Below are 12,704 nucleotides of genomic sequence, written 5' to 3'. Positions count from 1 at the left end.
TTTAATAAAAAATGGGTCCGCAATATACTAAAGATTAGCATGACTGCGATTATGACGCATTTTTATTTTCATTTCCTAAAACCACAAATTTATGAGAAAAATTATTTTAAGCATTTTTAGCCTATTGCTAAGTTTGCCCACGCTTTTTGCCCAGGAAAATTTAACTTACCAGAAACCGCCACAGGAGATCCTGAATTTGGTAGATGTACCCCTGGCGCCTTCTACAATTTTAGATAGTGATGGGGAAATGATGATCTTTTTATATCGCGACCAATATAAATCTATTGCTGAATTAAGCGAAGAAGAATTGAGACTGGGCGGATTAAGAATTAACCCTGTAACTAATATTAGCAGCCGTGCAACTTATTATAACAATCTTGAATTAAAAGAAATTGAAGCCGAAACACCAACCCAGGTAAAGGGCCTGCCTGAAAATCCTAGGTTATCAAATTTCAGCTGGTCTCCAGACGAATCCAGGATCGCTTTTACCCATACTACAAATACCGGCGTAGAACTTTGGGTATTAGATATTGAAAATGCACAAGCGAGAAAATTAACCGATGCAAACCTAAACGCAAATATGCGTGATGTTATTAACTGGTTTAAAGACAACTCGTCCGTTTTAGTAAAAATGCTTCCAGAGGATCGTAAAGATTTAATTGATCCCGAGACCGCAGTTCCAACCGGACCAACAATTTCTGTGAGTGATGGGAAAGAAGCTCAGAACCGTACTTACCAGGATTTACTTAAAAATCCTAATGATGAATATAATTTTGAACAATTAGCGCGTTCAGAATTGGTGAAAATTAATTTAGACGGTACTTCCGAAAAATGGATGGATGCCAAAATGTATAGCAGCGTTTCCTTCTCTCCCAATGGAGAATATGTGATGGTTAATCATATCAAAAAACCTTTTTCCTACCTGGTACCTTATTATAGATTCCCTTCAGAAACTAATATTTATAAAGTTTCAGGAGAATTGGTAAACCAGGTAAACGACGAACCGCTATTAGAAGATCTTCCGCAAGGTTTTATGTCTACTCAAACCGGGAGAAGAAGCGTGCAATGGAGAAACGACAAACCGGCAAGCCTGGTTTATGTAAAAGCTTTGGATGAAGGTGATCCGGAGGTAGAAGTAGATTATAGAGATGAGGTTTTTGTTTTGGAAGCTCCGTTTAAGGGTGAAGGAAAATCTATTTTAAAAACAAAAGATCGTTTTTCTGGAATTACGTGGGGAAATGATGAAATTGCTCTTGCTGATGATTACTGGTGGAATACAAGAAATACCAGAACTTATGTATTTAATCCATCTGATGCATCAGAAGAACCTGAAGTTATTTTTGACAGAAATTACCAGGATAGATATAGCGATCCCGGGCGATTTGTAACCACTAAAAATGAATTTGGGCAAAATGTATTAAAATTAGACGGAGAAGATGCTTTTTTACTTGGCGCAGGTTATAGTGAAGAAGGTCAGTTTCCATTTGCCGATAAAATAGATCTGGAAAATGGTGAAACTGAACGTTTATACCAATCTGAATACAACGATAAAAAAGAAACTCTTGTAGAAGCATTAGATATTGAAGATGGGGAAATCCTGGTAAGAATAGAATCGGCTACCAAATATCCTAATTATTACATTAGGGATATAGACGATAAAGAAGACTTAACACAAATCACTTCTTTTGAAAATCCTTTTAAAAGTCTTAAAAATGTAAGTAAAGAGGTGATTACGTACGAGCGCGAAGATGGCCTGGAATTAAACGGAACGCTTTATCTTCCGGCAGGTTTTGATAAAGAAAACCCCGAAGAACATCCTATGATTGTTTGGGCTTACCCAAGAGAATACAAGGATAAAAATTCAGCTTCGCAAAATACTTCCAACGCCAACGATTTCACTTATCCTTATTATGGATCGCCAATCTACTGGGTAAATCGAGGTTATGTGGTATTAGATGATGCGTCTTTTCCAATTATAGGGGAAGGTAATGAACAACCAAACGATAGTTTTAGAGAACAATTAGTGGCAAATGGAAAGGCTGCAATAGATGCCGTAGCTGAAAAAGGTTATGTAGATCGTGATCGTGTGGCCGTGGGTGGCCACAGTTATGGTGCATTTATGACGGCAAACCTTTTATCACATTCCAATCTTTTTGCAGCGGGAATTGCCAGAAGTGGTGCTTATAACAGAACGCTAACTCCATTTGGTTTCCAAAGTGAAGAAAGAAACTACTGGGAAGCACCAGAAGTATATTATAATATGTCTCCTTTTATGCACGCCGATAAAATGAAGACTCCACTATTATTAATTCACGGGGAAGCCGATAATAATTCAGGGACTTACCCAATGCAGAGTGAACGTTATTTTAATGCGCTAAAAGGGCTGGGAGCAACAGCTCGCCTGGTGATGCTACCAAAAGAAAGCCACGGCTATAGCGCAAAAGAATCTGTTTTGCACGTGCTTTGGGAACAAGACCAATGGTTAGAGAAATATGTAAAAAACAGAGAAGAATCTGGAAACATTGAAACTTCAGCAGAATTAAAAGACTAAAATTCTAAATTATAGCCAACTTTTTAGGCTGTTTGAGAGATGTTTTTTTCCGTCAGGCTGAACTGGTTCAGCTTCTAACATGAGTACAGTAATCAACTTGTTAGATCCTGAAATAAATTCAGGATGACGTTTTTAAAACCTTCTCAAACAGCTTTTTTATTTCACAAAGTCAATTAGGTTTAAAAATAGGAAAAGCGCCATTACCAGAGATGGTAATAACGCTTTTCCACAACCTAACCAATAAATAAAACCAACAATTATGACATGTAATCGCGGAACTTGTTAACCTCGATCTTCGCTTCCAGATCGTGCAATAAATTATATAAACCGAAAAATGTTCTATTAATATAAAGGAAATGCTTACTGCCTCTATTCCCATTCATTTTTCGTAATTCTGTGTCTTTACTATACTTTTCACTCAATGCTGTAATTGAATTCCAAAAGGTTTCATCGGCAAAATCAAAAGTTTCTTCGTGAAACGGGCTTGTAAATAAATTCAGCATTTGGTAAAATAATTCTGAAAAATATTTGATTTCCCGTTCAGAATCATCCTCCCTTAATATTTCCAGTTCAAATAATTTCTCGTTGAAAAATTCAGGATTATTAATATTTTCCTTTTTTGCCAATTCAAAATATGGCACATAAAAATCTTCAGGAACCTGCTTTATGCAACCAAAATCTATAGCAATAAGGTTTGCATCTTTATCAATTAGAAAATTCCCTGGGTGAGGATCGGCGTGTACTTCCTTCAATCTATGCATTTGGTACATATAAAAGTCCCAAAGCGCCTGCCCTACCTTATTAGCTTTCTCCTGATCTTTATTTTCTTTCGCAAATTCACTTAGATGCTTTCCATCCATCCAATCCATCGTGATAATTCGCTCACTGGATAAATCTTCGTAATATTTTGGAAATTTTAAGTTTGGAATATGCGCACAGGCTTCAGAAATTTCTTTACTCTGTTTTACTTCCAAAATATAATCGGTTTCCTCAAGTAATTTTCCTTCTACTTCCTTAAAATATTTAGCGGAATCCTTACCCTGAAGATTAAACATTCTGGTAGCAATAGGTTTAACCATCGCCAAATCTGAACTTATACTATCTGCCACGCCGGGATATTGAATTTTCACAGCAAGTTTTTTCCCATCTTTTTCGGCTCTATGAACCTGGCCAATACTGGCCGCATTCACAGAATCTGAAGCAAATCTATCGTACAACTCTTCAGGGTAAGCTCCGTTATATTTTTTAAAAGTTTTTCTCACCAAAGGCGCTGAGAGTGGCGGCACACTAAATTGTGCCAGGCTAAATTTCTCAACATAAGCGTTTGGTAAAAGGCTTTTTTCCATAGAAAGCATTTGGGCTACTTTTAGCGCGCTTCCTTTTAAACTTTTTAGGCTGTCGTAAATATCATCGGCATTGCTTTGGTCTAATTCATCGCGGGTAAGCTCAGAATCAAAAGCTCTTTTACTGTAATATTTAAGGTAATTGCCTCCCAACTTTACTCCGGTTTGCACCAGTTTTGAAGTTCGGCCAATTTTGCCTGTGGGTATTTTATCTATAGTTTTCATGATAATTTGGGGTAGACTTTAATTAAGCCATTTTTTCTTTCCAGAGGAATTTTCCTAAATCTATAACCCGTTCCAGCGGGGTATTATCGAAAACATCAAAAACAGTGTTTACAGATTTCTCTATTGCAACATCGGTGCTTTCGAATTGAGGAGAATTATCGTCCATCCAAAATTTCATTAAAAACATCAATTGTACCCAGGTTGCTTCAGAAAATATTCTCTCTGATTGTTGTAAAGCTGATATTGCTTTTTCTGAATTTTCATCCTGAATAAGTTCCGTTGCAAAAGATTTCACGTTCTTTCTTAATCCTTTTAACTGCTGTAGGTTTTTTAACTGACTTTCATGTTCTTTTAATGAGAACAAAACGTAACTCCTATTTGCAGTAAGTATTTCGAAAAAGGTGTAATAGAAAGTGAGCATTTTTTCCCTGTTGGAAAAACTGTCAAATTCAGGACTTTTATTAATCACATTCATAGTATGCTCATAAAACCGCTCCCAAATTCCTTTCTGTAAACCTTCAAAACTTCCGTAGAAATTATAAAATTCCTCTTCTTTGATCTTATTCTCCTTACAAAATTTATAAACCGTTTTAGGACGCTTCTCTTCTTCCAATACATAGTCCATATACATCGCAATAAGCTTGTCTTTATCTAAAACTTTCCTGGTTGTATTTTTTTTAGCTGTAACCATAATTTTTATTTCTTTTTCAAAGATACACTTTTATTTAAGTTTTAATTCATAATATTAAACAAAATGTTTGTTAAAAATATCTCTGCCTATTAAAATTGAATTTCAGCAGTTTAGACGAAATGATATTTTATTAATTACAGGTTATGTCAGTTTGTCAGCGGAGTTTTAATGGTATTTTTTTTGACTATAGGTAAGCAACAATAAATAGTATTAAAAACGAAAATATATGGCAACCGGAAAAATTAATGTTTCTGTAGAAAACATTTTCCCACTGATAAAGAAATTTCTTTACAGTGATCACGAAATCTTTCTAAGAGAATTGATTTCTAACGCAACAGATGCAACTCTAAAGCTAAAACACCTTACCGATATTGGGGAAACCGATGTAAAGTACGGTAACCCGGTAATTGAGGTTAAAGTAGACAAGGAAGGAAAGAAACTTCACGTTATAGACCAGGGTGTTGGAATGACGAAAGAAGAAGTTGAAAAATACATTAACGAAGTAGCTTTCTCTGGCGCTGAGGAATTCCTTGAAAAATATAAAGATTCGGCTAAAGACAGCGGAATTATTGGCCATTTTGGACTTGGCTTCTATTCTGCCTTTATGGTGGCGAATAAAGTAGAAATCATTACCAAATCTTACAAAGATGAACCTGCAGCGCATTGGGTTTGTGAGGGAACAACCGAGTTCACACTTGGCGATGCCGATAAAAAAGAGCGAGGAACCGAAATCATTCTTCATATAAATGAAGAAGATGAAGAATTTTTGGAAGAAAACAGGATCCAGGAATTATTGGTGAAGTATAACAAGTTTATGCCTATCCCAATTAAATTTGGAACAAAAGAAGAAACTTTGCCACTTCCGGAAGATGCTCCTGAAGACGCCGAAGCAGAAACCAAAACGGTAGATAATATTATCAATAACCCTGAACCGGCGTGGACTAAGCAACCAAACGATTTAGAAGATAAAGATTACAAAAGTTTTTACCGTGAATTGTATCCAATGCAGTTCGAGGAACCTTTATTTCACATTCACCTTAATGTAGATTATCCGTTTAATCTTACCGGGATTCTTTATTTCCCTAAGATGACGCAGGATATGAATATTCAAAAGGATAAAATTCAGCTTTACCAAAACCAGGTTTATGTAACCGATAATGTTGAAGGAATTGTTCCTGAATTCTTAACGATGCTTCGCGGGGTTATAGATTCTCCAGATATTCCGTTAAACGTTTCCCGTTCTTACCTACAGGCAGATGGTGCTGTGAAAAAGATTTCCAGCTACATTACCCGTAAGGTAGCCGATAAATTGAAATCTCTTTTCAATAATAATCGTGAGGATTTTGAGCAAAAATGGAACGATATTAAGATCGTTATTGAATACGGAATGCTTTCTGAAGACAAGTTCTACGAAAAAGCACAGAAGTTTGCACTTTACCCAACGGTAGAGAATGAATACTTCACTTTTGAAGAACTTCAGGAGAAAATAAAAGTCAACCAAACCGATAAAGATGGAAACCTGGTTGTGCTTTATGCTTCTAATCAAGACGAGCAACACAGTTATATTGAGGCAGCTAAAGCCAAAGGTTACAAAGTGTTGTTATTAGATTCTCCAATTATTTCTCACCTGCTTCAAAAAATGGAAGGTGAAAAAGAGAAAATCACTTTTGTTCGTGTAGATTCAGATCAGGTAGATAACCTTATCAAAAAAGACGAAGAGAAGATTTCAAAACTTTCTGAAGAAGAAAAAGAGAAATTAAAAGGAGACTTTGAAAAAGTAATTCCGAAGGAAAAATATACCGTACAACTGGAAGCTATGGATAGTGATGCTGCTCCTTTGTTAATCACACAACCGGAGTTTATGCGCCGAATGAAGGAAATGCAGCAAACCGGTGGCGGTGGTATGTTTGGAATGGGGAATATGCCAGAAATGTATAACCTTGTGGTAAATACCAATCACCCGTTAATTTGTGATATTCTAAATACCAAAACCGAAAAGAAACAGGAACGCTTAATCAAGCATTCTCTGGATCTTGCGAGATTATCTCAAAACCTGCTTAAAGGGGAAGAGTTAACCAATTTCGTAAAACGTAGTTTTGATATGGTAAAATAATTTCCTTGAAAAGGAAAATTTAGAAAGGTCTGGAAAGTTGATTTAATCGTCATCCTGAACTTGTTTCAGTATCTAAGATGTTAGAAGCTGAAACAAGTTCAGCTATACGGTAACAAGACTTTCCAGGCTTTTTTATTTTATATGATTAAGCTTTAATACAAAGGGAAAGTTTGCCAATAGACTTTAATTCCTTGAGCTTGTCTCTAAATTTGCGTTTAGGTTACGCTTTATGGTTTGGTAGAATCGTTCTATATCATAAGGTTTTACGATAATATCATTCATTCCGGCTGCGAAGATTTCATTTCTTACTTCTTCAATTTCTACTGCAGTAAGCGCAACAATGGGTATGTCTTTACTCAGGTTTCTAATGCGCTGGGTAGTTTCCATACCATTAATTCCCGGCATATTTAGATCCATTAAAATAAGGTCAAAATCCATGGCAGCAACTCTTTCAATAGCTTCTACCCCATTGCCAACAACCACGCATTCAAAATTCTGTTTCTCTAATATTCGTCGCGTTACTACCTGGTTTATTCGATTGTCATCTACAATAAGTATTTTTTGTTTTTCTTTTAGATTATCCAAATATACTTCGTGCGCAAATCCAGCTTTTTTTGTTGAAGATTTATCTTCTTTAAGGCTTAAACTAAAACAAAAAACAGAACCTTCTCCTTCTTTACTTTTTAAATGAATTTGAGATTCAAATAACTGTAATAGGCGTTTTACTATAGGCAAACCTAAGCCGGTTCCCTGGTAATTATAATTTGAAGGTTTAAGCTGAGAAAATTCTTCAAAAATTAATTTTTGTTTGCTTTTTGGAATACCAATTCCGTCATCTTTTACTTCAAAATAAATTATCGCTCTATCTTCTACCTTAGCCTGTAACTCTACATTTATATAAATGTTACCATTTTCGGTAAACTTCACCGCATTTCCCACCAGGTTCATTAAAATTTGAGAAAGCCTTACGGGGTCTCCAATAAGATTTTGGGGTACGTTTTCATCTATATTATAATGTACCTTATTCTTGTTCTGGAGTCGCGTAAATTCAAAAGTATTTACAATACTTAATATTAATTCATGAAGATTAAATGAAACATTTTCCAGTTTTACCTGTTTAGATTCCATTTTATTCATTTGCAGCACGTCGTTAATTAGCGCCAAAAGATAATCGGCTGAGAATTTTAAGGATTTTAAATCGCTTTCGTGTTTTTTCAGGCTTTTATCATCCAGCAATAACGAGGTAAGTCCTACTACCCCATAGAGAGGGGTTCTCAACTCGTGACTTACCGTAGAGAAAAACTGGCTTTTTAGCATAGATAAACGCTCTGCTTCTTCTTTGGCCGAAAATAATTCGCTGTTTTTATTTTTTAGTTGGGAAATTAGCTTTTTCCTTGAGTTGTTATTTCTAACAAGCAGGATTATAAAAAATAACATCACGATTAAAGAAATAATCATGATGATGGAATTTTGCTGAGATTTGGCAATTACCTCATCTTTATACTTTTGCTCCCTTTTGGCTATTTCAAGATTTTCGCGATAGCGCTTGGTTTCAAACCGCGCCTGCGCAGATTCCATTTGTTCCAGCTTTTCCTTTTCATAAAGTTCAGCATCGTATTCTATATATTTATCTAACGCGTTATAAGCTTCTTTAAATTCGTTATTTTTAAACAAAGCTTCAGCATAACCATCATAAGCCGTTACCGCCTCATAATACAGGGAATCTCTTTCAGCTATTTTAATAGCTTTGTCATAATATTTCTTAGATTCTTCTAAATTCTCTTTTCCCAAATAGTAGGTTCCAAAAAGGGACGCAACCTGGCTTAGCATATAAGGATCTTCGATATCTTCTACCAGTTTCTCGACTTGTACTAGATAGGGAAAAGCTTCGTCATACTCTTCTAAATATAGATGCGTCCAGCCTTTATTCATAAGCGGTGTGGCTCTACTATCTGCATCTTCAAGGTTAGACGCAGCTTTTATCGCTTTATCGTAATATGCAAAACCCTGGTCTATAGTTTGCTTATTGGAAGTAAACATATTACCAAGATTGTTGTATGCCCACCAAAGTAAAGTATCGTTCTCTACAATTTTAGCATACTTAAGCGCGCTCTCATAACTTTCTTTAGCCCTAATAGTATCATACAATTCATCGTATGTAATTCCCAGGTTATTATAGCCGTGGTAAAGGTGGTAGTAATCTTTTTCTTCCTCGGCAAGCTCAATTAAGTTCAGGGAATAATCAATGGCCTTGTTATATTCATAGGAATACATGGCATCTGTAGATAAGTCTAGTAGTTCCTTAATACTATCACAGCTTTCACTTTCTTTAGACTGTGAGAAAGCAATGCCGGATACCAGGGAAATTAGTAAAACAGAAATGTATTTTATACTCAATTATTTTCCTTGTTAAGTTCTTACCCAGGGGCTATAGACTATGTTAAATTAACTTTTTTTTAATATTTGACCAACCAATAGTTCCCTTAATTTTAGGATTCATCTTAAAACGGTAAAAGTTTTGTAAAAAAAGATATTTTCTGAAAACTCTATTTTCTTTTAAAAAGACCAATAATATTAAGTACCCATCTTTTTTAAGACAGATTAATTTAGTGCTGAAAATTCCCAATTTATTAGCCTTACTTTCTAAGACTGAACTGTGTAGAGATTAGAGAAAGTTCCCTTTTTATTGAGGAAACAATCTTGAGCTATATAACCTATTCCAACACGCGGCTTCGATTTAACGAGCCGTTGTAGCGAACAAATTATTTAATGTATGAGACAAACCTCAGGGCATATTAATCTCAATTATCTAATAAAAATAGCAGGTAATTATGTTTCAATATAGATTAAGTTAGGTTGTAAATTGGGAGCCGAAAATTACTCTATTTTAGCGAATTACACAAAATTTTTAATACCTAGCGGTATTATTATTATAATTACACGCTCTCATAAAAATATATTTTTATCTTTAAATTATGCAATATCCCTGGCACCTTTACCTAATGGGCGCGATGTACATCGTAGCCGGTATTATTCACTTTATAAAACCTCAAATGTATATGCGAATTATGCCGCGATATTTACCGGCGCATAAACCACTGGTTTTTTTAAGCGGATTGGCAGAAATTTTTCTGGGTTTTCTACTCTTTTTTTCTGAAACCAAAGACCTGGCCATCTACGGGATTATTTTAATGCTCCTAGTTTTTCTACTTGTACATTTTTATATGCTTTCTTCCAAAAAAGCCGGCGCGGACATCCCAAAATGGGCTTTAATTTTAAGAATACCGTTACAGTTTTTTCTAATGTACTGGGCCTGGTTTTATTTACAATTTTAAAGATGAAGTCTAAAATTTTTAGCTTGCCACAAGCAGAATTAGAATATTTCCCCCATTTTCTTAATACTGAAAAGGCCAATTTTTTATTCGAAAAATTGCTGAAGGAAGTTTCCTGGCAACAGCAAAATATTAAACTCTTCGGCAAAGAAATTCCGCAGCCACGTTTAACCGCTTTTTTTGCTGAAAAAGGAATTTCTTATACCTATTCGGGCTTACAGTTAAAACCCGAAACTTTTTCTTCAGAAATTTTAGATCTAAAACAACAAACCGAAGAAGTTTCCGGCTTTGAATTCAATACCTGCTTGGCAAACCTTTATCGTGATGGAAACGACAGTATGGGCTGGCACGCCGATGATGAACAAGTTTTAGGCAAAAACCCCGTAATTGCTTCAATAAGTTTGGGCGGCGTTCGTAGCTTTCAGTTTAAACATAAAACCAACAAAAACCTGAAAGAAAAAATTGAACTTCAGCACGGCAGCCTCTTAATTATGAAAGGCAGTATGCAACATTATTGGAAACACCAGCTGCCAAAAACCAAAAAAGAAGTTTCACCCAGAATTAATCTAACTTTTAGACAAATTCAATAAAAAAAGCCATTGTAGAAGTTTCCACTATGGCTTTTTTGAATGTTTTGGAATCAAATTATCCGTAAATCTCGTTTAATATTTTTGCCAAACGAATTCCGCCTTTTTGCAATTGCTGCAAAACAGTAGGCAGGTGATGATACATATATTCATAACCTAATTTCTCCCCCATTTCAACTGAATTATAAAGCTCGCTTGCCATTTCACCAGACTCATACACCCAATCTATAACTTCTCCTTCTTCAATAGCTTTAATTTGAGCTCTGCTTAATTGTTTGGTATTTGCTGCAAGCTCTGTATAGCTCATTTGGTAAGAATCTATCATCTGGCTATCCCAAACCCGGTGAATGTTAGATCCCTCGTTATACCAACGAACCTGCACATCATTACCGCCTTTATCGGCAGCTCTTCCCACGTGAAAAGGTTGGTGAAGGTCCCCTACAAAATGAACCAGCATTTTCAGATAAAACTGCCTGTCTTCTTTTGAAGCATTTTCATCTTTTAATACCTCTTTACATTTTAAAATAGCCTGGTAAAGATCTCCTTTTGGGTTGGCGGTTTCCTCATCATATTGAGTTTGTCCTTCGGCTAAATTCACATAATGCCAGGGGCCATATTGCCTAAAATCTGGATCACTTTTAATATCATCGGCATAATTCGCCACAAAGGCCAAACTTTGGCCGTTTAAAATTTTATCTATTGCTTTTTTAGCTTTCTTATTTAAATAATTTTCGGCGATTTCTCCGGTAGCCCTGTGCCCGGTTTTCCCCCATTCATTATCATTAGAGAAACCGGTGTTTCCAATTATAACCAACAAAGCAAATAGCAGTAATTTTTTCATTTATTGAATTTTTAAAGATTAAGAAGATATAGGTGAATCTCCTTTAGATTTTCGGCAAATATAGCGAAGCCCAAATTTTTAATATGTTAAATTTTCCTGAGTTAAGAATTAATGCAATATATTTATGATATCATTTTAATATCAACCAATTTTAAATATTATGACTCAGGAAAAAGATCTCCATGCTTCAAACGGCTATATTATGTTGTTTGTTTTTCTATTATTATTCTTCGGAAGCATTATCGGATTTATTATTTTAAATAATGCGTGGTTTATTTTGGGAATCATTATCTCGCTTTTTATCCTACCCGGGCTAATCCTGGTAAATCCAAATGGCTCCAGAGTGCTTTTACTCTTTGGTGATTACAAGGGAACGGTTAAAAAGAACGGACTCTTTTGGGTGAACCCATTTTACACCAAAAAGAAAATTTCTTTAAGGGCCCGAAACTTTGATAGCGAGCGCCTAAAAGTGAACGACAAATTAGGCAACCCGGTAATGATAAGCACCATCCTGGTTTGGCGCGTTCGTGATACCTACAAAGCTTCTTTTGATGTAGATAATTATGAAAATTTTGTGGTGGTACAAACCGATGCTGCAGTTAGAAAACTTGCCAGTCTCTATCCTTATGATAATTTTGCAGATGAAGGCTTAGACGAGGATATCACCCTGCGTTCCAGCGTAAACGAAGTAAGTGACGCCCTGGAAAAGGAGCTCGAAGAACGTTTAAATATTGCCGGAATTGAAGTTTTGGAAGCCAGAATTGGTTACCTGGCGTATGCTAATGAGATCGCCAGTGCAATGCTTAAACGCCAGCAAGCAACCGCAATAGTTGCCGCCCGTCATAAAATTGTACAGGGTGCAGTGGGAATGGTAGAGATGGCGTTACACCAGTTAAGCGAAAAGAATCTTGTAGATCTTGATGCCGAAAGACGTGCCGCTATGGTAAGCAATTTAATGGTGGTACTTTGTAGCGATAAAGATGCAACGCCGGTGGTAAACGCGGGCACTTTAAATCATTAG

The 12,704-nt window shown here is 35.8% G+C and carries 9 protein-coding genes; 5 read left to right on the top strand and 4 right to left on the bottom strand.

Going from position 1 to position 12,704, the window contains the following annotated elements:
* The first annotated feature begins 91 nt into the window (after nucleotides 1-91).
* The gene (locus AO058_RS08400) at nucleotides 92-2,551 is read left to right on the top strand and encodes a S9 family peptidase (protein WP_075326028.1); all 2,460 of its coding nucleotides are present in this window, start codon (nucleotides 92-94) and stop codon (nucleotides 2,549-2,551) included.
* Nucleotides 2,552-2,808: 257 nt separating this feature from the next.
* Here AO058_RS08400 and AO058_RS08395 read toward each other — a convergent pair whose 3' ends face one another.
* Both AO058_RS08395 and AO058_RS08390 read right to left on the bottom strand, forming a co-directional pair.
* Nucleotides 2,809-4,119 (bottom strand): ABC1 kinase family protein, encoded by a 1,311-nt coding sequence (locus AO058_RS08395; RefSeq protein WP_075326027.1) that lies wholly within the window; start codon nucleotides 4,117-4,119, stop codon nucleotides 2,809-2,811.
* A gap of 22 nt (nucleotides 4,120-4,141) precedes the next feature.
* Complete coding sequence (locus AO058_RS08390) at nucleotides 4,142-4,810, bottom strand: TetR family transcriptional regulator C-terminal domain-containing protein (RefSeq protein ID WP_075326026.1); 669 nt, start codon at nucleotides 4,808-4,810, stop codon at nucleotides 4,142-4,144.
* A gap of 226 nt (nucleotides 4,811-5,036) precedes the next feature.
* Here AO058_RS08390 and htpG point away from each other — a divergent pair, with 226 nt between their 5' ends.
* Complete coding sequence (gene htpG, locus AO058_RS08385; RefSeq protein ID WP_075326025.1) at nucleotides 5,037-6,923, top strand: molecular chaperone HtpG; 1,887 nt, start codon at nucleotides 5,037-5,039, stop codon at nucleotides 6,921-6,923.
* 183 nt (nucleotides 6,924-7,106) lie between these two features.
* Here the strand turns inward: htpG and AO058_RS08380 are convergent, their stop codons facing one another.
* On the bottom strand, nucleotides 7,107-9,320 hold the full coding sequence (locus tag AO058_RS08380; protein ID WP_075326024.1) for a tetratricopeptide repeat-containing hybrid sensor histidine kinase/response regulator: 2,214 nt from the start codon (nucleotides 9,318-9,320) through the stop codon (nucleotides 7,107-7,109).
* Between the two features lie 578 nt (nucleotides 9,321-9,898).
* Between AO058_RS08380 and AO058_RS08370 the strand changes: the two genes are divergently transcribed.
* Nucleotides 9,899-10,258, top strand: a complete 360-nt coding sequence (locus AO058_RS08370; RefSeq protein ID WP_075326022.1) for a DoxX family protein — start codon at nucleotides 9,899-9,901, stop codon at nucleotides 10,256-10,258.
* A gap of 2 nt (nucleotides 10,259-10,260) precedes the next feature.
* Nucleotides 10,261-10,845, top strand: coding sequence for an alpha-ketoglutarate-dependent dioxygenase AlkB family protein (locus AO058_RS08365; RefSeq protein ID WP_083634154.1), 585 nt, complete (start codon nucleotides 10,261-10,263; stop codon nucleotides 10,843-10,845).
* A 55-nt stretch (nucleotides 10,846-10,900) separates the two neighbouring features.
* Here AO058_RS08365 and AO058_RS08360 read toward each other — a convergent pair whose 3' ends face one another.
* On the bottom strand, nucleotides 10,901-11,683 hold the full coding sequence (locus tag AO058_RS08360; protein ID WP_075326020.1) for a S1/P1 nuclease: 783 nt from the start codon (nucleotides 11,681-11,683) through the stop codon (nucleotides 10,901-10,903).
* A 160-nt stretch (nucleotides 11,684-11,843) separates the two neighbouring features.
* Between AO058_RS08360 and AO058_RS08355 the strand changes: the two genes are divergently transcribed.
* The gene (locus tag AO058_RS08355; RefSeq protein WP_075326019.1) at nucleotides 11,844-12,704 is read left to right on the top strand and encodes an SPFH domain-containing protein; all 861 of its coding nucleotides are present in this window, start codon (nucleotides 11,844-11,846) and stop codon (nucleotides 12,702-12,704) included.

The sequence above is a fragment of the Salegentibacter sp. T436 genome, assembly GCF_001932675.1.
GTDB classification, from domain to species: domain Bacteria; phylum Bacteroidota; class Bacteroidia; order Flavobacteriales; family Flavobacteriaceae; genus Salegentibacter; species Salegentibacter agarivorans.
The sequence above is the reverse complement of the archived record's forward strand: the minus strand, read 5'-3'. Positions and strand labels throughout refer to the sequence as shown.